We start from the raw sequence: 21,587 nt of genomic DNA, 5'->3' as shown, positions 1-21,587 counted from the left end.
GGACACAGCCAGAAAGTACAAAAAAAACACAGAAAAACAAGTATTTGCGTGCGCAAAAAAAATACATAAACATCTAGCCTATTGTATGGGGAGATGCGAATTACTCTCATCTAGAAAAGCAAGCCGACGAAGGATCATTTGATATATCTACTGCAAGTTCTACAAGCAATTGGTATAAACAGCAGAAGACGATAAAGAAGACTTTTTAATTATACAGACATCCATTTAAAACCGAACTATTGTTGAAATGCAAGGACAATCAAGATAACCTTGGGCTAAAATTATTAGTATAGCTACACATTTTTCTTGATAGTTTCTATTATATATTAAAGGCCTATGTTAAAAAAAATTATTATTTTCACCTCTGCTCTCTGCATCATTTCCTCTGTTCTTGCCGCATCAACCCTATACTGGTTTGTCGCAATAAATCCTGGAGATGCCATAAGAGAAAGTAATATTAAGCAGATCCTTGGTAAACAGAGTAACGTCTACTATAGCGATGGGACAACACGCCTTGGTGTCTTCTTTGACCAAACCCATCGACAATATGTCCAATACGTTGATATTCCACAAAATTTTGTCAATGCCCTCGTTGCCTGCCGAAGACAACCGTTTTTTTGACCATTTCGGTTTTGACGTCATGGGGATAAGCCGGGCAATGATAACAAATGTCCGAGCAGGCAGAATTGTTCAAGGTGGAAGCACCCTCACCCAGCAGACGGCAAAAAACCTCTTTAAACGTGCAGATAGATCAATCAAAGAAAAATTAAAAGAACTACTCTTTGCCCTACGCCTGGAATATCACTACTCTAAGGAACAGATTTTTGAATTTTATGCCAACCAATTTTATGTGAGCGGTAATGGGCACGGCCTCGGCATTGCTGCCCGCTATTATTTTAATAAATCGGCTTCTGAACTCAATCTGGTTGAATCTGCCTTTATTGCAGGAAGCGTCAAGGGGCCAAACTATTATAACCCCTTTACCAAGAAAACGACAGAGTCCATAGAAGAGGCAAAAAAACGAGCCAATATACGTCTTGCCTATGTGCTGAGGAAAATGAAGAAGGAGGGGATGATAGGCGAAGATGAATTTAACCGTGCCCTTGCCGAGGGAGTTCCCTTTAACAAGGGACAGTTTGGCTATGAGCTTGACTATACCATGGAGCTGGTAAGAGACGCAGTTGTCCTCCCCCAGGTCACCGAGGCTCTTGCCGCCAAAGGGATAGACAATATTTCCACCTCTGGGGTAGCAATTATCACCTCCATCGACAAAGATCTCCAGCAAAAAACGCTTTTCGGCCTGCGCAGGCATCTCTCGGATCTCGATGTGCGACTCAATGGTTATCAGCACAATCAGGTTCAGGAGGAGATCAAGGCTCTCAATTACCAAGGCGATCTCAAACTGGACCAAGATGCCTTTCTCTTCGGTAAGGTTATAAAAATAGAGACCGAAGACAAGACGATAAAAATCAGTGTCTCTTTTGGCCCCAGAATAGGCCAGGGAGTTATTGATGCCAAGGGCCTTATCCCCCTCACCAATGCCCTCGTACAGTGGCGTAAAAATCGTTGGGCCCAGGCAAAGGCAAAAGATCGCCAGGCCCTTCTTGAACAGATCGAAGTGGGAGATACCCTCTGGGTAAGCGTTCGAGAAATTCCTGAAACGGGCGTAGCGTTGCTTGATTTAAGAAAATACCCCACCGTCCAAGGCGGAGCCTTGGTGAGCCACGCCGGATCAATAAAAAGCGTCGCAGGTGGTAGCGAAAATCGTTTTTACAATAGAGCTATCTACGCCGAGCGTCCCATGGGATCTACCTTCAAACCCTTTCTCTTTACAGCCGCCCTGCAACTTGGCTGGAATAGTGCGGCCCCTCTTAATAACAGCCGCAATATTTTTGTCTACCAAGGAATGCCATATTATCCCCGCCCCGACCACATCAGCCCTTATCCACAGGTTTCCATGAGCTGGGCGGGAACGAAATCTGAGAATGTTGCCTGCATCTGGCTCCTCTATCACCTAACAGACCACCTCAGTAAGGAAGAGTTCTACGATCTTGCCCTGCACACAGGATTCAGCCGGACAAAGGCGAGTGGTGGTAAAGAGTCATACCGCAATTTTCACAAAAGGATTCGTGATAAATACGGCATTATTGTCACTCGGAAGAGTTTGCAAGAAGCCGCCTACCAACAGGCCATTAGCAATATTGAAACAGATTTTTTATTTGAAAATATGGAGGCTGAATACAAGCAGATAAAGGGCCTCCAATATGGTCTTGGCTTTAAGAAATTCAAGGAAGAATTGGCGGAGAACAAAAGGGCCACTAGAGCAGAAAGGAGAAAAGAGCATCGCCAACTGAGTACCAGAGAAAAGAATGAATATACTCTACGAGAAAAACTGCTCGACCACTCTTTTTTAGCAGCCGCCAAACTCAAGGCAGACCTCAACCTCTTTAAAGCCAATATAAAAGAAGACAATGATATTTTTGATTTTTTCCAAAAAGATACCATCATCTACTCCAAACCGGAAGAGATGCCAGATCTCTATCTTTCCTCAATCACCGGCAAATACCATTTTGGCTACAAGCTGAACGACAACGAGGAGTTCCACCCTCTCTCGAACGGGGATATCCAAAGAATATTAGTATCCATGACCAGCAACGAAAAACACTCCTTCTGGCAAGAGATACAACTGGACGAGATGCTCTCGGTAGCAGCCTTCGATATGCTGGAAACAGAGAGTGGCTTTGAATACAAAAAACTAAGCAAAAAGTTACCCTATGATTTTGAGGTGCTGAGCAAGGTAAGAGATTTCCGCGTCGCGGTCGGCCTACACTATCTGATCAGCCTTGCCCGGGAAATGGGGATAGCCTCCCAGCTTGAACCAGTCCTCTCCTTCCCCCTGGGGTCCAATTCTATTACCCTGCTAGAAGCTGTCTCCTTTTACGAGACTATCATTACGGGGAAAGCCTGGTCCTCTTCAGGGAAACAGGATGATAAAGAGTTAGCTATAATCGACCGAATTGAATCATCCGAAGGCGACATTCTCTTTCAGGCCCAATCTGTCGAACAAAAGATTGTCGACGCCCAAACCTCTCTCAGTGTCAGCAACATCCTTGAAAATACAGTAAATTTAGGCACCGGCAGGGCGGCAAAAAAAAGCGTTCGCCTCAGCTCGGCCGACGAGGTGATAAATCAGGAATTACGAGACCTTAATATCCCCGTTCCTTTGCTAGGTAAAACGGGCACGGCAAACAACTATACCAATGCCTCATTTATAGGATATGTTCCTGGTTTTGATACCAATAGTAAAAAAATAACCCTTGAAAATGGCTATACGATAGGTGTTTACACAGGCTATGACAATAACAAACCGATGAAACACAAAACTGTACGTATTGCAGGATCCACCGGAGCACTCCCCATCTGGAGCACCATTGCCAACCAGCTCCTTCTGGGACACAATTATGGAGATCAACTCAACCTTGCAGATCTCTCCTTTGACGGCCTTAAACTCAGTCGCCCTCAATTAGGCCAGGTCTCGCTAGCCATGAATATAAAGGACGGTGGTCTGCTTACCACCCCCTCACGTCTCGCCAATAATAGACAGCCCGCAATTATTACCTTTGCCAGAGAAGAGGGTAATAGATTAAAATTAGAACATTATTATCGTCCATTTTGGCAGGTTAAGGGGGAGACTAAAGATCCACTTGCAAAGTCGGCTCTTCAATAACAAGAACGATAATTCAGGACCAATATCGCTGCTATCGAAATCTTTACTCACCTGCAAGAACAATTTTTACTAGAATAAAGGTTTGCAAGAGGATCCTGCAAGGTTCCCTAAAGAGCTTGCCCACCACAGTCGATAAGAAAAAAGAACACATTTTTTATTTTTTAATACGGTGATACCAGCACATCTGGTCGCGATTAATAGTTCATAACCTCTATTTAATAACCTATTTCTGCTTTGAAAAAATTATGAAAAAAACACTCCCCCTTGGATTTTTTGTTCTCAGCCTCACAGCCCTAACTAGCTGTACCCCTGTTCTCAGCCCAAAGACAGTTGTTAAGCACCCCATCCAGCAGGTAGTTGAAACAACGGTGACAGAGGATACCGCTCTCACCGAACAACAAATTACCCCGAGAATTGCTCTTTCTGAACATTATGTGAGAGAACGTATCCAACAGTATGGTAAAAAACTTGATCGTTGGAAACAGATAGATGCTGACGCCATCAACCGTGACCTCTCCGCCCAGGAAACAAAACAAATTATCAATTGCTTTCGTCAATTGCAAAAAGTTTTATCCGGCTATAACGGTTTACAGAGAGCCTTCCTCTCAGAGAAAGGTATCTCTCACATAACAGGGGATATCACGGATCAAATCCAACAGGAAGACATTAAATTCCTTGATGGAGAATGTGGTTCCATGCTCTCTGAACCCATAACTTCCAACAACTGGAATGCGGCTAAGCTGCAAGGACTTGACCAGACAGAAGCCAAAATTATCGAATTATCTGACCAAGGTGATTATGAAAATGTCTTACAAACCTGGACAGGCATTTCCTCTTCCCAACAAAAACGACTGTCTCTGAAAACAAAACTGCTCTATGCCAACGCCCTTACCTATCTTCATCAAGAGAGAGAGAGTATTGCTGTATATCTGGATATCATTAAGGATATGGCCCCCACAGATCCAGACGATATAATCTCCCTACGAAAACAAGTGGCAGATCTCTATGTAGCGGCAGGTGATTATTCAGCAGCAAAAAAACAATACCGGGAAATAGGAAAAAATTATCAGGCCTTTGCTCCCATTAACAATTGGGCCGCCCTGCAGTTATCAATCATTGCTCGCAGTAAGGTCGACGCCAAAGAACTTGGGGCATATTCAAAACTCCTTCAATCTTACCTCAGCTTTATCCCCAGTCAAGATGGCTATAAGGTAGTCCATGACGCAGATGCCTTTTTGGAAAGATATCCCCATACACCAATCGCCTCAAATGTGGATAAAATACGAGAGGAGAGCCTGCTCCAGGCTGACAAATGGTATGCCGGAATATGGATGACTGTTGACAAGTTAACAGACAAAAGCAACTATGAAGATGCTATTAACCTGCTACAGAGTGTCCCCATGGGCCTTATCGATCAGACAAAGGCCAGTTCCATCTCCAAGAAAATAGACGAACTTATTCTTGCCGATGCCGTTAATCGTGAAACCCATAAGATGGCCCAGATGCAGGAACTACAGCAACAGTGGAATAACGGTTTGCTTCTCGTTTCAGGCGAGCGTTTCAGCGAAGCCATTAATGTCTTTAAGGGCCTTGAAGGAACAGAGTATAATGATAAGGCACTCAACAAGATAGAGGAGGTGTCTCTTCTGGCCGCCAAAGCCGAGCGTCGCAAGGCCGCCGATATTTTTATTCGCTATACCAGAACCACCGATCTTGCCAGCCAGAAAAAATTACTTATCGAATCACGTAAGATCCTCAAAAATATTCTGATAAGCTATCCCCAAACGGAAATCATCGGTAAGACAGAAAAAAATATCAGCAGAGTCGAAGAGGAAATGAACAAAATAGATCCACAACTTCTGCCAAGGGTAAGGTCCGAAGAGTCAGGAATTCAAACTCCTGCGACCCCCAAAAGCATGGATGTATTTGATCAGCTCTTCAACTAAAAAAAAGAGGTCATTCCCCACGGGGAATGACCTCTTTTTCAACTGAGAGAATCTCGGGCAGAATCAGAGAACTCGATCCTGCTTATGTTTTACCATCTGATCAAGCAGGAGGTTGGCCGTATGATTTTTTGTGGTCAGAGGCAAGGTTACCACTCCATCCTCAGTTATAACAAAAAGTTGATTAGTATCAGACTCAAAGCCTGTTTGGGCAGAGCTAATATCATTTACCGCAATCATATCAAGTTTTTTACGTTCTAATTTTGAGCGACCGTGATCAACAATATTTTCACTTTCCGCCGCAAAACCGACCAGGAGCTGATCTGCCCTTCGTCCCTTACCCAACTCAAAAAGAATATCAGGGTTTCTGGCAAGACCAAGAGACATACTTGCCCCCTCCTTTTTCACCTTTTGCTCAACGTAATTTTCCGGCCTAAAATCGGCCACGGCTGCACTTTTAACAATAATATCCGCGGCTGATGCGTTTTCCATCACCCGGGCATACATCTCCTCAGCAGTATTTACCCGAATTGTCTCCACCCCATGGGGAGCGACAAGCGCCGTAGGACCGCTCACCAGAATAACGTCACCACCACGTCGACGGGCGGCTGTTGCCAGGGCATAACCCATCTTCCCAGAAGATCTATTCCCCAAAAAACGAGCCGGATCGAGGGGTTCCCGGGTAGGGCCTGCGGTAACAAGAATCTTTTCTCCCCGCAGATCCTGCTCTATCAACTCGCTGGCAAGCTCCTCGCGCACCACGGGCCATTCAGGCAAACGTCCCTGCCCCACCTGCTTACAGGCGACAAGACCGGAATCCGGTTCTACTATCCTGTAACCAAATTCTTGCAGAGTGGCTATATTCCGTCTTGTGGCCGGATGACTGTACATATTAGGATTCATGGCAGGACAGACAACCACAGGGCAACGGGCTGCCAGCACGGCTGTGGTAAGGAGATCGTCCGCCATACCGGCGGCAAGACGGGCAATGGTATTGGCCGAGGCCGGAGCAATAAGAAAGATATCTGCATCGGCAACCAGATCAATATGATCCATAACAGCCTGACCATCCCCTGAAAACATATCCTGATGCACCCCCTTACCCGAAAGAGCGGCAAGAGAGAGAGGCGTAATAAACTGACAGGCCCCACGAGTCATAATCACCTCGACATCAGCCTCTGCCTTACTCAGGGTACTGACCCAACCGGCCACCTTGAAGGCGGCAATGCTGCCAGTCAGGCCAACAACAATCTTCTTACCTACAAAAAATGAATCCATAAAAAAACCTCAACTACTCTAAAGCTAGGAAAACTCTCCATACAAAAAAGGACATGTCCTTGAAGAAAGGCATGTCCTTTTACAGCATCTATACACTTATCTCATATAAATCAAACACCTAGTTCCTGCTACCACCAAAGAAGCGGAGAAGCATCAAAAAGAGATTAATAAAATCAAGATAGAGGGTAAGGGCCCCCATAATGGCACCTTTTTTTATGGCAACCTCACCCTGACTGAGAATGCCCTTCTCTCCCATGGTCTTGATCTTCTGGACATCATAGGCGGTAAGAGCTGTAAAGATAAATACCCCAAGCAGAGAGATCACCCAGTAAAGGCCTGTACTCTTCAGAAAAATATTCACCACAGAGGCAATGATAATTCCCACAAGTCCCATAAAGAGAAAGGAACCAAATCCGGAAAGATCACGTTTAGTTATGAGACCATAAACAGCCATTGCCCCGAACATGCCAGCAGTTATAAAAAATGTAGCGGCAATCGAGGTACTGGTATAGGCAAGAAAAATTGCCGAGAGGGTCAAACCATTTAAAAATGAGTAGCCCAGAAATAGCCCCGAGGCTGTGCTGGCCTGAATCTTATCAATTCTGGCCGAAAGAAAAAAGACCATACCAAGCTCGGCAATGATCAGCATCATAAAAAGAGGGCTTGCAACAATGGCTGCGGTGATGCCACTACCAGCTGCAAAAAAGGCCACCAAGCCGGTCAGGCCAAGCCCAAGCGCCATCCAGTTAAACACCTTCGCCAAAAAGATCGAAGCGGCATCTTGACGGGCCCGAACAATGCCAATGGAAGAGCTATTTTGATACATATCTGTACACCTCATTAAAGTTTAAAAGTAATAGGACTACTTACTATTAACCAGTCTCCGTGTTTTTGCAATAAAAACCGAATTTCTAGCAAACAATAACCTCGTAAGAGGTCTCCTGCTAGATAGCCTCCAGAGCGGCTATCCTATCTTCAAGAGAGGGATGGCTGCGAAAAAGCTCCGCCAGACCACCCTGACGGGGCCGAATACCAAAGGCCGCCACCTGTTCCGGCAGGCTTGATGAAATATGTTGCTGCTGCAGACGGGCAAGAGCTGCAATCATCTTCTGTTTTGAGGCAAGTTCCGTTGCCCCATAGTCTGCCCGGAACTCCCGCCTACGAGAGAACCACATCACAATCATACTGGCAAAAAGACCAAAGACGAACTCAAGAAGCATGGAAACCGCCATATAGCCAAAAAAGCCAAGGCCACCACCATCCTCATCGGAGCTGAGGAAGTTATCTATGACGTTCGCCGCCATGCGGGAGAGAAAGATAACAAAGGTATTCAACACCCCCTGAATAAGAGAGAGGGTCACCATATCACCATTGGCGATATGACTCATTTCGTGAGCCAATACGGCCTCGACCTCGTCTTGAGACATACCACGGATAAGTCCTGTGCTGACAGCTACCAAAGCGGCATCTCGACGCATCCCAGTGGCAAAGGCATTCATGTCGTCAGCCTCATATACGGCCACCTCCGGCATACCAATCCCCGCCGTTTGGGCCTGTCTGGCCACCGTGTGCAGCAGCCACTCTTCGGTGCCATTGCGGGGCTGCTCTATTACATGGGCGCCCGTGGCCTTTTTTGCTATCCATTTTGACAGGGCAAGGGAGATAAGGGAACCGCCCATACCAAAACATCCTGCCATCAACAAAAGGCCGGAGGCGCTGCGCGAATCCAGGCCAAGCAGGGACATGACCAAGCCAAGCAGAAGCAAAATCGCCAGGTTTGTTGCCAAAAAAAGTCCTACACGAAACATAAGAGCTCCTCAAAAAAAATTATCTGTCCATGCCAACAATCATCCATCAACTTGAGTAGCAAGAACTCTCTGATACAACTCTTCATTATAACCCACATACAGGGTAGCACCAATTCGAAGAGTTGGCGCGCGCAGATTACCGGTTCGACCAGTTATCTTTTCTAACAGCTCCTGCTGCTCCCCGCCTGCGGAGTATGGCAGGATTTTTTTACCGCTGGTTACGAAAAAACTGTCACAGAGGGCTAACAGATCAAGCAGGCCAGCCTCACGCAGAGGATCTTTTTTGGCATTTTCCTCCTCTACCACATGCAAATTATTTTCACTAAAGACCTGACCGCCCTTCTTACAGGAGGTTCAACCTCTTCGAATATACGCCCAATCAATGGCCATGCGTTTCTCCGTAAATCCTTAAAAAATCACTGAAGCCTCTTTTCTCATTCGGACAGAGCCCCGGAATTTGCAGGCTCCATCCTCTTTAAAATGCCTATTAGCCCGCAACCGGTGGGACAAACTGACGTTTAGCCAGTTCAACATCCAGGACAAAGAGTCCGGCCGTATCACCACCAATGAGTTTCATTTTCTCAAAAACACCGCCAACGGTGGCCTCCTCTTCTACCTGCTCCGCCACAAACCACTGGAGAAATATGCTCGCTGCGTGATCGCGTTCCTCGATGGAAACATCCAGCAAATCATTAATCATACCGGTCACTTTAGCCTCATGATCGACCACGTCACTCATCACCTCAGAAGCAGATGTCCAAACACTCTTCGGTTGTTCAATGGTAAAAAGCTCTACCTCACCGCCACGCTCAATAACATAATCATACATCTTGGTCGCATGAAAAAGTTCTTCCTGGGCCTGGGCACGCATCCATGAGGAAAATCCCGTCAAATTTTTACTGCCAAGCCAAGCTGACATCGAGAGATAGAGATAAGATGAAAAAAACTCAGCGTTGATTTGAACATTAAGGGCATGATTTACTTTTTTACTAATCATAGGAAACTACTCCTTTTTTTTGTTTTTTTTCTTTTTCTCAGTGCAGGCGCACTGAGCATCGACAAGACAGGGACAGTTCTTACAGTACTTGCCCTTTTTTTCGAACTTACCGCAACACTTCTTCTTTTCCTTTTTTCCCACAGCACCACCCTACTCTTTACTTTACTTTACATTACGCCCTAATGGCGCTCACTCATAATAATTTTACATACTTTCCTGTTTGCAGATTTACCTTAAATTTAGCCCTATAGCTGTGTTTTTTTCGCAGGTTGTTCATCTTCCAGCCATGGGCCAGAAGGATAATGTTCTCTCCCCTACTGTTTATCTCACTATCATTTATATCTCCTGACTGAAGGGGGAGCGAAAACTCAATATTCGTCCTACCATTAACCAGGCTCCCGGCGATGGCTGTCACATCCATCCCCCCACCAAAGAGATTATCATTTTGATGACGGGTCAGACCGGTCCCCACCTCATCCACCAATTTCAAGACACCATTTTCCACATGACCCAGAATAAAATTTGCCCCCTTCATCTTCTTCACCGGATTAAAACCGATCCCTACCCAACTTTTAGTGAAAGCCGAAAGATTAACATAGAGGCGATCTGCATCAAGTCGCCAGGAAAACTCCATTTCCGAAGTTTTTATCCTATGCGGGTACTCACCTGCGTAGACAGATGTGCCCAGAAATAAAAATAGAGCACAGACGGATAAAAAAAATCTCATAACTCCCTCCCCATTGGTTAAAATAATCTCATCACTTCCGAATTTTCTCATATGGGCCATATAGAAGTCAATAAATGGGACTAACGAAAATAGCATTGGCCAACCAGACATTTTTAGAATATTTTCTGACAAAACTATGCAATGTATTTTTTTCATCATATAATGATGTGTTGGTAAATATTTTTTCAAAAATGTCTTGTAGCTATCCATTAAAATCGTAACCGAATAAAATAGGAGCGTTCTATGCCTGAAATGAAACAAATCTACAAATGTGAGCTCTGTGGTAACATCGTTGAGATATTGACCCCAGGCGCCGGAGCATTGGCCTGCTGTGGAGAGAACATGGTTCTTCTTAGCGAAAACACCACCGATGCGGCTGTTGAAAAACACGTGCCGGTAGCAGAGAAAAAGGATTGTGGTTGGGTAGTACAGGTCGGCAGCACCCTTCATCCCATGACTGAAGATCATTTTATCGAATGGATTGAGATGCTGGCAGAAGATAAGGTATATCGCGTTCACCTCAAACCGGGTAGCACCCCCAAGGCATGTTTTCCGGCTGTCGAAGGAGACGTTCAGTTTCGCGCCTACTGCAACCTGCATGGGCTTTGGAAGGCATAAAAGACATCTTGCAGATAAACAAATAAAAAACCTTCAGAGTGCTCTGCACTTTGGAGGTTTTTTTGGTTGCATCACAGGGCCATACGTTCTATAGGGTGCCTTTATCACAAAATCGATGGCAGTTTTCATGTTTTCCCGGAGGTAATTATGTCAAGCAAGGTCTATTTTTGGAATATGCGTGCATCAATAAAGGCGCCCTTTAATAATAGAATAAGAAAGATTCTAAAAACAACAAAGGCAACGGAACATATAGCCTCCGGCGACTTAACCGCTCTGAAGGTCCATTTCGGAGAACTTGGCAATACCACCTTTCTCCGCCCAATCTGGCTCAAGCCAATTATTTCCTACTATAAAAAGGCGGGTGCCAAGCCATTTCTCACCGATACCTCAACCCTCTACACAGGCGAGAGAGGCAATGCCCCAGACCACCAGATGTGTGCAGCCCTCAATGGTTTTGATCCCCTCCTGCTCGGGGCGCCGGTCATTATTGCCGATGGTCTGCGAGGTGAAAGCGAAGTGATCGTCAACTCAGAGCCCCATAAAAACAGCCATTTCAAGCAGACCTATATTGCCTCAGACATTGCTAGGGCAGACCATCTTGTCGCCATCAGTCACTTTAAAGGCCATGGCCTTGCCGGCTACGGTGGTGCCCTGAAGAATATCGGCATGGGTTGCGCCTCTAAACGGGGAAAAATGCAACAACACTGCACCTCCGGCCCCAAAGGAAATGTGCATAAATGTGTTGGCTGTGGTCTCTGTATGGAACTCTGCCAACATGGAGCCCTCTCCCTTGATAGCAATAAAAAAATTCAGGTAGACGACCAGCTCTGCGTTGGTTGCGGTGCCTGCCTTCTTGCCTGCAAGACCGGTGCCCTTCAGGTCAACTGGGAGACAGGCATCCAAGAGTTTCTGGAAAAGATGATGGAGTACGCCCTGGCTGTACTTAAAACAAAAAAAAGCCCCTCGCTTTTTATTAATTTTGCGATAAATATTACCCCGGAGTGTGACTGTCTCTCCTGGTCAGATGCCCCCATCTGTCCAGATTTGGGTATCTTTGCCAGTGCTGACCCTGTGGCCCTTGACCAGGCCTGTATTGATATGGCTGACCAAGCACCTATTATTCCAAGCGCCATGCACAAGCTGCCAGAGAACTATCGGGTAGGAGAGTGCAAATTCACCGCAATCCACGATAAAGTACCAAAGGATATGGGCCTTGATTATGCCGAAAAAATCGGTCTGGGCTCCCGTAAATATCAACTGATTTATATTTAAGATGGCCTGAAAAACTGGTGTTTTCAAGGTTCCCTTTAATACAATGAGCAACCCCCTGATTCTGCATAACGTGCAAAACAATCGTTCTCTTTACCCGCTGACGGAGATAGCATGGCCGAAAAAATTTGTATCACCGAGATAGATAAACTCTCACAAAAACTCCTAAGGATCGAAACAGAGCTCAATGCAAACATCCCCACAACCCTGTGGATCAGCGATCTCCACGGCGAAGGAGATCGTTTTAAATCCATTCTGCGCGGTCGTTTTGGCATGCTCTACCAAACCTGCAAAGAAGGTTTACCTGCCACCTTTACGCCTGAAAAAATACAGTATCTTGCCAAAATAGTTCGTAAAAAAAATTATTTTGCGGACAGCCAACAACAGATGGATAGACAGGATGTCATCCTCTGCTTTGTCCAAATACTCAAATATAAGCTGACAAACTCTACAAACCGTAACCGCGAGATATTCTTGCCAGAATTCCGAGAGACCATCGGCCGCCTGCTGGCAGGTCTGCCGGTTCCTGACCCCATCTTTGAAGAGAGTATTATCTCCGATCGCCTCATCTTTCATCTCAGCTATGCCATTCGCCAGGTACTCCTTGATCGTATTCAAGTACTTGGGGACGTCTTTGACCGTGGTTCACAACCCGACAAAATCATCCGCATCCTCTCCTCACCTGCCTATAAAGAGATGGTGGACTATGTCTTTGGCAACCATGATATTCTCTGGATGGGAGCGGCAGCAGGCACCCCGTCGCTGGTGGCAGAAACTCTGCGCATCACCTGTCGCTACGACCACTTCAGACTACTCAACCGCCTGCGCTTTGATACCAGTAGGCTCGCTGAATTTGCCGAGCGCACCTATGAAATCAAAAAGGCCACGGGAAAATTCAAGGCCAAAACCGATCGTGGTCGGGCCATGGAAAAGGCGCTCACCGTCATTCAATTCAAACTTGAAGAGAAACTGATCAACGACTTCCCCCACTATGGTATGGAAAAACGTCTGTGGCTGGAGAGACTGGCAGAAATGCTCAAAACAGGCGCGACAGAGGAACTCAACGACAGCGATTTCCCAACCATTGACCTTGAAAACCCCAGCAAACTGAGCAAGGAGGAGAGCGAAATCATCAATGATCTGATAGAACAGTTTCGCTCCAATAAATACCTCAAACGTCTCCTCAAGTTCTTCTTTGAAGAGGGCAGCACCTATCATATCAGTAATAATTTCTTAAATATCCACGCCCTGGTACCGTCAACCAAGGAAGGCGAATTTGAAGAGTTCATGGGCCATAAGGGCAAGGACCTGCTTGACTATATTCAAAAGGTCATAAGACGAACAGGGCAAAACTATCTCTATAACCGGGAACAGAGTGCCGATGATCTAGCCCTCTTCTTCTACCTCTGGTGCGGACCTAAATCACCTTTTTTTGGCAAACATGCCATGAAGACCTTTGAACGCTATTTCCTCCTCGATAAGGAGCGACATGCGGAGCACTCCCTCTACTGGCAAAAAAATATGCAAAGCGATGCCTTCAAAGAAAAAATGCAGGAGGAATTTGGCATCCAGAGAGTGATCTTCGGCCATACCCCTGTTAACTATATGCAGGGAAATAAAATGGCCAGTGAAGACGGGGTGGCCATTAATGTCGATGGAGGTTTTGCCGCCGCCTACTATAATCGTGGCCATGCCCTGGTTCATACCCCGCACCAGCTCTATGGCATTATCCTCCCTACCCCGGACGAGTTGATAAAGGCTGCGGTAAGGCTTGAACCGGCACCACTTGACATTGAATTTATTGATGAATTTCCACAGCCTCTCAAGATAAAAAACACCATTGCCGGCAAGCTCCTGCAGCAGGAGCGAGACCTGATAATGGGAAAAATCCAGTCTTACAACAGTCAGAACCGCGACTCAGATATAAACTAAAAAGCGAGCAGAACAATGAATAAAAACTATGGGATGGAGATCGTAAGGGCCACAGAAATTGCGGCACTCACCGCGGCCCGTATTCAGGGACTCGGCAACCATATAGACATTCTCAATCAGGCGCGAGAGGCCATCACCAAGACACTGAGCCGTCTTAACGTCTGCGGCCATGTGGTCAACGACAGATTTGCCACCAGCCCGGATATCCGGCCCCTACCAGAGACCATCGGTGTCGGTGAGCAGGTGACAGATCTTATGGCCATTGCCCTTGAGGCGCACCACTCGGCGGCAGACGGCAAAAACAACGCCACGGCCTATGCAGTCATTGGCAAACGAGGTTCCATCCAAACCCTACCCAACCTAGGCATGTACAAAATTGTGGTTGGCCCCAGAATTGGCAAGGTTGTCGATATTAACCAGTCCCCCACTGTTAACATTAAGAGATGCGCCCGAGCCCTTGGCAAATACACCGAGAACATGACTGTCTGCGTACTCAACCAGCCACGGCACCAACAGCTCATCGAAGAGATACGTAAGTGCGGTGCCCGAATCAAACTGATCGATGAGGGAGAGATTTCAGGATGCCTCTCTGCCATCACAGGAGAAAAATCTGATATTTATATTGGTTATGGCTATGCCCCCGAAGGCGCACTAATCGCCGCCGCCGTGGGTTGTATGGGAGGATATTTTGAAGGAAAAATCTTCTATGAAAACGACCGGGACAGGGCTGCCGCAGAGTGCCATGGCATCACGGACTTTGACAAAATATTTCGTTTGGAAGACCTTATTAGAAGTCACGAAATTGCCATTGCCGCAACTGGTGTCACCGATGGCGAGTTTTTAGAGGGGGTCCGATTTACCCCAAACGGGGCCATCACCTCTTCTTTTATCGCCCGGGCCGAGACCCATACATACAGAAAGCTTGAGACAAGACACTTTTTTGATTACAAACCCGTTTTTTAATAATAAAAAAGGTGTAGAGAAGAATGACTATTCAGAATTATATAATAATTTTTCGCCAGATTGGCGATACAACCAAAAATAACAGGTAAGGAGATAAAAAATGGCAGAAAAAAGTTCACTCAAAGGGGCTATTATACAGCGAGATAAACAGAGCTATGCCATCGTTCCACGTATTCCCGCCGGAGTTATCAGCCCTGAGCAACTGCGAAAGCTGGCCGACGTGGTAGAAAAGCATAATATTCCCATTGTCAAAGTCACCTCTGGTCAGCGTCTCGCCCTGGTTGGGATGAAAGAAGAACAAATTGACGAGATTTACAGCGACCTGGGCTTTGAGCCAGGCAAGGCCACCGAACTCTGCCTCCACTATGTACAGGCATGTCCTGGTACCACCCTCTGTAAATTTGGTGTTCAGGATGCCCTTGGTTTTGGTCAGCACATTGAAGAGCTCCTGGCCGGACGTGATTTTCCTGCCAAATTGAAGGTTGGTGTTTCCGGCTGTCCTTTTACCTGCGCCGAAGGATCTGTCCGCGATATTGGTATTACCGGTAAGAAGAGTGGCTGGTCCCTCTTTTTTGGCGGTCACTCCGGAAGACAGGCCCGTATTTCTGACCTTATTGCCGAAGATTTAAATGACGAAGCACTCCTCGCCCTCATGGAAAAATGTGTCCAATACTATTTGGATAACTCTAAGAAACGGGAACGAACAGCCCGCTTCATCGAGCGTATTGGTATTGAAGAGTTTAAAAAACAGGTTCTCGCATAATTTACAAATGGAGGCCTGTTGTAGCTGAGAGCAGGAGGGAGGTGGAATACCCCTCTCTCCTGGCCATCCTCAGGGCAGAGGCCCCTAAAGGTGATCTCCACCTTGTACAAAAATCGTACAAATTATTTTTAGTTGGCAGAAAGGAGGGAAATAAGCTCCTCTTTGCAGACAAAAAATACTTTTTATTTAATTCCATCTTTACCGCCTCTTACAACGAAGAAACAGACCTTAAATATTTATTTAGAATTCGCCTCTTTTTTCGCCGTGGCGAGTGTTGTATACTAGCCGTTTTTTCAAGGCCCGCAGGGCCAGTTTACCTTTTTTGCAGGAGCAAAACCCAATGAGTGCAGGTTTTACCCATCTTCATGTCCATACCCAATACAGCCTTCTAGACGGGGCCATCCGTCTTCCCGATCTCATTGATAAATGCAAAGAATTTGGCATGGACAGCGTGGCCATCACTGACCACGGGGCCATGTATGGTGCCCTGGAATTTTACACCAAGGCAAAAAAAGCAGGGATAAAACCCATCGTCGGCAGTGAACTCTATATTGCCCCCGGCGATATGCGCGAGCAAAAAAAAATCAATGGGCAGACAGCCTACCATATCGTCCTTCTGGCCATGAACAAAACAGGTTATCAAAACCTGATGAAGATGGCCAGTATCGCCCAATCCGACGGTTTTTACTATAAACCACGAATTGATATGGCCGTGTTGCAGGAATATAACGAGGGAATCATTGCCCTCACCGCCTGTCTGCACGGTCAGGTACCCTATCTGATCATGAAGGGTGATATGGACGGGGCCCGGAAAAAGGCTCAGGAGCTCCATGATATATTTGGTGATCGTCTCTACTTTGAGTTGCAGGAAAACAGCATTGCTGAGCAGCAACCGGTAAATGCCGGACTCAAAATCCTGGCAAAGGAGATGGGAGTCAAACTAGTCGCCACCAACGATTGTCACTACCTCAACCGGCAAGAGGCCCATGCCCATGAGGTACTGCTCTGTATCCAGATGGGTAAGACTATAAACGATACCAATCGTTTTCGTTTCTCCTCCGACGAGTTTTATTTTAAATCTCCCAAAGAGATGGAACGGGCCTTTCATCACTGTCCGGAAGCCATCGCCAGCACCCAGGAAATTGCCGACAGATGCAACCTTGAGCTCACCTTCGATGACTACTATTTTCCCAATTTTCCCGTGCCCGAGGGAGAGAGTCTCTCCACCATGTTCACCACCGCATGTTGGGAGGGTTTAGAGACCCGTTTTGAGGAAATGCGCGCCCTGGGAAGCTATAAGGACAATACCGAAAAAACCTACAAGGCCCGTCTTGAAATGGAGATTGATGTTATCAATACCATGGGCTTTCCTGGTTACTTCCTTATCGTGGCCGACTTTATCAACTGGGCCAAGAGCAAGGATATCCCCGTAGGGCCCGGCCGTGGTTCCGGTGCCGGTAGTATTGCCGCCTACGCCATGAAGATCACCAATATTGATCCCATGCCCTATGGACTGATCTTTGAGAGATTTCTCAATATTGAAAGAAAGTCCATGCCGGATTTTGATATCGATTTTTGCCAGGATCGCCGCGGAGAGGTCATCGACTATGTACGCCGTAAATACGGTGGCGCCGAACACGTAGCCCAGATTATCACCTATGGTTCCATGAAGGCCCGAGGCGTTATTCGCGATGTGGGCCGGGCACTTGACATCCCCTTTACCGAAGTGGATCGCATTGCCAAGCTGGTGCCCGACCAGCTAAAAATGACCCTGTTAAAGGCCCTGGCAGAGGAACCCAAGCTGCAGGAGGCCGCTGACAATGATCCACAGATACAAGAACTTATCTCGGTCTCGAAAACGCTGGAAGGGCTGGCTCGTCATACCTCTGTGCATGCGGCCGGTGTCGTTATCTCCCCCGAGCCCATGACCCACTATCTGCCCACCTGCCGTGGTGGTGAAGCGGATGAACGGGTCACCCAGTATGATATGAAGCATACGGAGATGACGGGACTTATCAAATTTGACTTTCTTGGTCTTAAGACCCTGACCGTCATCGATAAGGCGGTCAAGCACGTCCATGCCGACAAAAAGATTCCGCTTAATATCGACGCCATCCCCATGGATGACCCCAAGACCTTCGACCTGCTCTGCCGCGGTGATGCCCTGGGTGTCTTCCAGCTAGAGAGCGAGGGGATGCGGGAACTGTTGGTGAAGATGGCACCGGAACAGTTCAGTGATCTCATTGCCCTGGTGGCCCTCTATCGCCCTGGCCCCCTGGATTCCGGTATGGTGGATGACTTTGTCGAAACTAAACACGGTCGGGCCGAAGCCAACTATCCCCTGCCCCAACTTAAACCCGTTTTAGAGGAGACCTACGGCGTTATCGTCTACCAGGAACAGGTAATGAAGATCGCCAGTATCCTTGCCAATTACTCACTTGGTGATGCCGATATTCTACGCCGGGCCATGGGCAAAAAGATCGCTGCGGTAATGGACGAGGAGAAGGTCAAGTTTATGGAGGGGGCGGAAAAAAACGAGGTGCCCCTGGACAAGGCCGAATATGTCTTTGATCTCATGGCCAAGTTTGCCGGTTACGGATTTAATAAATCCCACTCCGCAGCCTACGCCCTGGTCTCCTACCAGACGGCCTATCTCAAGGCCCACCACCCCGCCCAATTTATGGCGGCCCTGCTCTCCTGCGATATGAACAACACCGATAAGGTGGTGCGTTATATCAATGAGTGCAAAGAGCAGCATATAGAGGTCTTACCCCCTGATATCAACGAGAGCTTCAAGGATTTCACCGTTATCAACGACCGGATCCGTTTTGGTATGGCCGCAGTGAAAAATGTTGGTGGGGCAGCCCTGGATTCCATCATCGAAGAACGACAGGCAGACGGGCCCTATACCTCCATCAGTGATTTTTGTAACCGGGTAGACTCCCGCAAGGTAAATTCACGGGTCATCGAATCCCTGGTTAAATCTGGTTCCTTTGATTCTCTGGGCTATAAACGGTCACAGTTTATCGAGGTGTTAGAAAAGGCCATGGAACAGGCCAAGGCCGTGCAAAGAGATAAACAGAGTGGTCAGATATCTCTTTTTGCCGTGGCCCAACCCAGCGCTGGACAAAAAGATCAGGAGGTAAACAGCCTACATATGCCCGACATGGAGGAGTGGAGCGATAAGCAGAAGCTACTCTTTGAAAAGGAGACTGTAGGTTTTTATATCACCGGCCACCCCTTAGACGATGTTATGCCAGAGCTGAAGACCATCATCGACGCCCAAATCCACGACCTTGTCGATAAGGATGAGGATCAGGCGGTGCGTATTGGCGGACTGGTACGTACCTATAAAAAGCATCGGAGCCAAAAGGGCGATGCCATGGCCTTTATCACCATCGAAGATATTTTTGAGGCGGTGGAGGTGGTGGTCTTTCCCCGCACCTATGCCGAATGTGAGGAGATCCTTGAGGGTACGGAACCCATCGTCGTACTTGGCAGGGTACAGCAGACTGAGCGAGGCCCGAAGATCATCGCCGAGCGAATCGACACCATCCAACAGGCACGGGAAAAATATACCGATAAGGTCAGCCTGCGCCTGCAAGCCGAGGGACTTGACCGGATGAAACTGGAAAAGATAAAAAAACATTTCTACGGCTACCACGGCAACTGTCCGGTGGGTATCACCCTCAAAATCCCCCAGAAGGGCGAGGTAGATATCGATGTAACAGGGGATATGACCCTACGCCCATGCCGGCAACTTTCCGACGGAGTAGAGGAGATTCTCGGTTATCAGGCCCTCTTCTTCAGCAAGAAGGCCATTGATCTGCCAGCCCGGAAAAAAAAATGGGTTCCCAAAAAAGATAAGTAGAGACGTCGATTCATCGCGTCTCATGTGCGCTGCCGGGTACATCGGAGACGCGATAAATCGACGTCTCTACGAGGTGGGGAGGAGGGAGGGGGAGTTACAAACTGCCAAAATAGCTACAAATTACCCTCTTCTCTCTATCCTAAAAACGAATTACACCACGCCCCAATAAAGCCTCTGTCCAAAATTAACAAAGCCATCAACCAGCACCATCTGCTATTTCACCCAAAATAGAACCCCTTCGATGTTGTGCATAACATCGTGGTTACTCAGGCGGAGTACCCTGAGGCCGACCGCCCGCATGGCACTGTCCCGTTGCCGGTCATAGTCCTGAGCCTCTTCAGTCCAGTGGCTATCGCCATCAAGCTCAATTACAAGTTTCTGCTCTGGACTGATTTCGTAATATATCGGCCAATGCCCTGCTGGCGACGAAACTTCACCCCCAACTGCCTGTTGCGGAGCCGCTGCCAAAGCCGTCTCTCCGGCTCAGGCATATTATTGCGGAGTTCCCGTCGCAGTTTACTCTGCTGTGGAATATTGAAAATCTTTTTCTTTTCACACATGAAATGCCCCCATCTCCTTGTTAACCAGCTCCTCACTCATCCGCGGAGAGGTTCTTTTTAGAGGATGGCTTAAATTTTTAGCCTTTTCAAGAATCATTGGGAAATTTTATTATCCAGAGTGATCTGTTGTTTGGCAGGGATTGGATAGAGGTGAGGCATTGCTTCTGGGGAGAATATCCCCCTCCCTCCTCCCCCTTGAAAAAGGGGAGGAGAATGCACACCAGAAAAAAGCACCTTACATCAACCTGTTAAAATATTTAATAAAAAATTGTCTTTTTTATGAAAAAAAAGCTAAAGTCTTTCTCACGTCTAACCGAGACGGTAATTAAGGAAATTATTTAAGTCTTTATTTAAATCTCCGATACTATTTGAGATTTGATGAAGTTTATAAAGCAAATACATCACAACCATGAAGGGGGTGAAGTTGGCGCGAATTTCCAAGCAGGGTAGTAAAGATTTTACGGGGTAATTGCAGAAAAATGATTTTTCTGCAGGTACTCTTAGGTAGCAGGCAGTAAAACATACCGGGTCGTTTGCATCAGGCAGACACCCAAACAGCAGGGCAAGGATGCCCGATTTTTTTTATCACGGAGGAAACACATAATGGCTCTTTCCATTAATACCAATGTTGCATCTCTCAACGCTCAACGTAATTTAAACAAATCTCAGGGTTCTCTCGGCACCTCCATGGAGAGACTCTCCTCTGGTCTGCGTATTAACAGTGCCAAGGATGATGCTGCTGGACTGGCAATTTCCGATCGAATGACCTCGCAGGTGCGTGGCCTTAATCAGGCAACCCGAAATGCCAACGATGGTATTTCCATGGCGCAAACCGCTGAGGGTGCTCTGCAAGAATCCACCAATATCCTGCAACGTATTCGTGAATTGGCTGTTCAATCTTCCAACGATACCAACACCGGTTCCGATCGTGCATCCCTGAACGATGAGGTACAGCAGCTGAAGAGTGAGCTGGATCGTATTGCCGATACCACCGAATTCAATGGTAAGAAGGTACTCGACGGCACCCTGCAGGATGCAACCTTTCAGGTAGGTTCCAATGCCGGTAAAAACCAAACCATCTCCTTTAGTATTGAGAGTAGCAAGGGCGCTGACCTCAGTCAGGACGGTCGT

Annotated in this window: 18 protein-coding genes and 1 pseudogene; 10 read left to right on the top strand and 9 right to left on the bottom strand. The window is 47.0% G+C overall.

Features of this window, described 5'->3' with window-relative positions:
• The first annotated feature begins 336 nt into the window (after positions 1-336).
• The 3 genes from DP_RS18190 (at position 337) to DP_RS08505 (ending at position 5,673) form a co-directional block, all read left to right on the top strand.
• Positions 337-621 carry a hypothetical protein gene (locus tag DP_RS18190; RefSeq protein WP_041277811.1) on the top strand — a complete coding sequence of 95 codons (285 nt, stop codon included), beginning with the start codon at positions 337-339 and terminating at the stop codon, positions 619-621.
• Positions 584-3,727 (top strand): transglycosylase domain-containing protein, encoded by a 3,144-nt coding sequence (locus DP_RS08510; RefSeq protein ID WP_162096642.1) that lies wholly within the window; start codon positions 584-586, stop codon positions 3,725-3,727. The genes DP_RS18190 and DP_RS08510 overlap by 38 nt, the downstream gene beginning before the upstream one ends.
• A gap of 245 nt (positions 3,728-3,972) precedes the next feature.
• Complete coding sequence (locus DP_RS08505) at positions 3,973-5,673, top strand: hypothetical protein (RefSeq protein ID WP_011188915.1); 1,701 nt, start codon at positions 3,973-3,975, stop codon at positions 5,671-5,673.
• 63 nt (positions 5,674-5,736) lie between these two features.
• Here the strand turns inward: DP_RS08505 and coaBC are convergent, their stop codons facing one another.
• From coaBC to DP_RS08475, 7 genes are all read right to left on the bottom strand, one after another.
• Positions 5,737-6,948: a bifunctional phosphopantothenoylcysteine decarboxylase/phosphopantothenate--cysteine ligase CoaBC gene (coaBC, locus tag DP_RS08500; protein ID WP_011188914.1), complete on the bottom strand. Its 1,212-nt coding sequence runs from the start codon at positions 6,946-6,948 to the stop codon at positions 5,737-5,739.
• 118 nt (positions 6,949-7,066) lie between these two features.
• Complete coding sequence (locus tag DP_RS08495; protein WP_049785044.1) at positions 7,067-7,774, bottom strand: Bax inhibitor-1/YccA family protein; 708 nt, start codon at positions 7,772-7,774, stop codon at positions 7,067-7,069.
• A gap of 118 nt (positions 7,775-7,892) precedes the next feature.
• Positions 7,893-8,756: a protease HtpX gene (gene htpX / locus DP_RS08490; protein WP_011188912.1), complete on the bottom strand. Its 864-nt coding sequence runs from the start codon at positions 8,754-8,756 to the stop codon at positions 7,893-7,895.
• Positions 8,757-8,795: 39 nt separating this feature from the next.
• The gene (locus DP_RS08485) at positions 8,796-9,068 is read right to left on the bottom strand and encodes a thioredoxin domain-containing protein (RefSeq protein ID WP_041277809.1); all 273 of its coding nucleotides are present in this window, start codon (positions 9,066-9,068) and stop codon (positions 8,796-8,798) included.
• A 175-nt stretch (positions 9,069-9,243) separates the two neighbouring features.
• Positions 9,244-9,753, bottom strand: a complete 510-nt coding sequence (locus DP_RS08480) for a ferritin (protein WP_011188911.1) — start codon at positions 9,751-9,753, stop codon at positions 9,244-9,246.
• Between the two features lie 6 nt (positions 9,754-9,759).
• Positions 9,760-9,894, bottom strand: a complete 135-nt coding sequence (locus tag DP_RS18800; protein WP_265588539.1) for a hypothetical protein — start codon at positions 9,892-9,894, stop codon at positions 9,760-9,762.
• A gap of 52 nt (positions 9,895-9,946) precedes the next feature.
• Entirely contained in the window at positions 9,947-10,480 is a 534-nt protein-coding gene (locus DP_RS08475) for a DOMON domain-containing protein (protein WP_011188910.1), read from the bottom strand.
• A gap of 243 nt (positions 10,481-10,723) precedes the next feature.
• Between DP_RS08475 and DP_RS08470 the strand changes: the two genes are divergently transcribed.
• The 6 genes from DP_RS08470 to dnaE all read left to right on the top strand — a co-directional run bounded on the left by DP_RS08470 (position 10,724) and on the right by dnaE (position 19,896).
• Positions 10,724-11,098, top strand: coding sequence for a desulfoferrodoxin (locus DP_RS08470; RefSeq protein ID WP_011188909.1), 375 nt, complete (start codon positions 10,724-10,726; stop codon positions 11,096-11,098).
• Between the two features lie 147 nt (positions 11,099-11,245).
• The gene (locus DP_RS08465) at positions 11,246-12,370 is read left to right on the top strand and encodes a DUF362 domain-containing protein (protein ID WP_041277807.1); all 1,125 of its coding nucleotides are present in this window, start codon (positions 11,246-11,248) and stop codon (positions 12,368-12,370) included.
• 111 nt (positions 12,371-12,481) lie between these two features.
• Positions 12,482-14,299 (top strand): fructose-bisphosphatase class III, encoded by a 1,818-nt coding sequence (locus DP_RS08460; RefSeq protein ID WP_011188907.1) that lies wholly within the window; start codon positions 12,482-12,484, stop codon positions 14,297-14,299.
• Positions 14,300-14,314: 15 nt separating this feature from the next.
• Complete coding sequence (locus DP_RS08455; protein WP_011188906.1) at positions 14,315-15,262, top strand: fructose-bisphosphatase class II family protein; 948 nt, start codon at positions 14,315-14,317, stop codon at positions 15,260-15,262.
• 100 nt (positions 15,263-15,362) lie between these two features.
• Positions 15,363-16,025, top strand: coding sequence for a nitrite/sulfite reductase domain-containing protein (locus DP_RS08450; protein WP_011188905.1), 663 nt, complete (start codon positions 15,363-15,365; stop codon positions 16,023-16,025).
• A 340-nt stretch (positions 16,026-16,365) separates the two neighbouring features.
• A complete protein-coding gene (dnaE, locus tag DP_RS08440) occupies positions 16,366-19,896 on the top strand; it encodes a DNA polymerase III subunit alpha (RefSeq protein ID WP_041277805.1) in 3,531 nt (1,176 codons plus the stop codon).
• A gap of 213 nt (positions 19,897-20,109) precedes the next feature.
• Here dnaE and DP_RS19180 read toward each other — a convergent pair whose 3' ends face one another.
• Positions 20,110-20,265, bottom strand: coding sequence for a DUF559 domain-containing protein (locus tag DP_RS19180; protein WP_407637898.1), 156 nt, complete (start codon positions 20,263-20,265; stop codon positions 20,110-20,112).
• A complete protein-coding gene (locus tag DP_RS19175) occupies positions 20,265-20,387 on the bottom strand; it encodes a DUF559 domain-containing protein (protein ID WP_407637897.1) in 123 nt (40 codons plus the stop codon). The genes DP_RS19180 and DP_RS19175 overlap by 1 nt, the downstream gene beginning before the upstream one ends.
• A 672-nt stretch (positions 20,388-21,059) precedes the next feature.
• On the opposite strand from DP_RS19175, the pseudogene DP_RS19170 reads away from it, so the two are divergent.
• Positions 21,060-21,422, top strand: a pseudogene (locus tag DP_RS19170) (flagellin N-terminal helical domain-containing protein); the annotation flags it as partial.
• Positions 21,423-21,587 lie beyond the last annotated feature (165 nt).

The sequence above is a fragment of the Desulfotalea psychrophila LSv54 genome (genome assembly GCF_000025945.1).
Classification (GTDB): Bacteria; Desulfobacterota; Desulfobulbia; order Desulfobulbales; family Desulfocapsaceae; genus Desulfotalea; species Desulfotalea psychrophila.
This window is presented reverse-complemented; position numbering and strand designations above follow the sequence as displayed.

What these genes read in the sequence shown, in the direction of transcription:
- DP_RS08465 (WP_041277807.1), top strand. Translation starts at nt 11,246, where the DNA reads ATGTCAAGCAAGGTCTATTTTTGGAATATGCGTGCATCAATAAAGGCG.
- coaBC (WP_011188914.1), bottom strand. Translation starts at nt 6,948, where the DNA reads ATGGATTCATTTTTTGTAGGTAAGAAGATTGTTGTTGGCCTGACTGGC.
- DP_RS08450 (WP_011188905.1), top strand. Translation starts at nt 15,363, where the DNA reads ATGGCAGAAAAAAGTTCACTCAAAGGGGCTATTATACAGCGAGATAAA.
- DP_RS08495 (WP_049785044.1), bottom strand. Translation starts at nt 7,774, where the DNA reads ATGTATCAAAATAGCTCTTCCATTGGCATTGTTCGGGCCCGTCAAGAT.
- DP_RS08480 (WP_011188911.1), bottom strand. Translation starts at nt 9,753, where the DNA reads ATGATTAGTAAAAAAGTAAATCATGCCCTTAATGTTCAAATCAACGCT.
- DP_RS19175 (WP_407637897.1), bottom strand. Translation starts at nt 20,387, where the DNA reads ATGCCTGAGCCGGAGAGACGGCTTTGGCAGCGGCTCCGCAACAGGCAG.
- DP_RS08505 (WP_011188915.1), top strand. Translation starts at nt 3,973, where the DNA reads ATGAAAAAAACACTCCCCCTTGGATTTTTTGTTCTCAGCCTCACAGCC.
- DP_RS08475 (WP_011188910.1), bottom strand. Translation starts at nt 10,480, where the DNA reads ATGAGATTTTTTTTATCCGTCTGTGCTCTATTTTTATTTCTGGGCACA.
- DP_RS08470 (WP_011188909.1), top strand. Translation starts at nt 10,724, where the DNA reads ATGCCTGAAATGAAACAAATCTACAAATGTGAGCTCTGTGGTAACATC.
- DP_RS08510 (WP_162096642.1), top strand. Translation starts at nt 584, where the DNA reads ATGCCCTCGTTGCCTGCCGAAGACAACCGTTTTTTTGACCATTTCGGT.
- DP_RS18190 (WP_041277811.1), top strand. Translation starts at nt 337, where the DNA reads ATGTTAAAAAAAATTATTATTTTCACCTCTGCTCTCTGCATCATTTCC.
- DP_RS08455 (WP_011188906.1), top strand. Translation starts at nt 14,315, where the DNA reads ATGAATAAAAACTATGGGATGGAGATCGTAAGGGCCACAGAAATTGCG.
- DP_RS08460 (WP_011188907.1), top strand. Translation starts at nt 12,482, where the DNA reads ATGGCCGAAAAAATTTGTATCACCGAGATAGATAAACTCTCACAAAAA.
- dnaE (WP_041277805.1), top strand. Translation starts at nt 16,366, where the DNA reads ATGAGTGCAGGTTTTACCCATCTTCATGTCCATACCCAATACAGCCTT.
- htpX (WP_011188912.1), bottom strand. Translation starts at nt 8,756, where the DNA reads ATGTTTCGTGTAGGACTTTTTTTGGCAACAAACCTGGCGATTTTGCTT.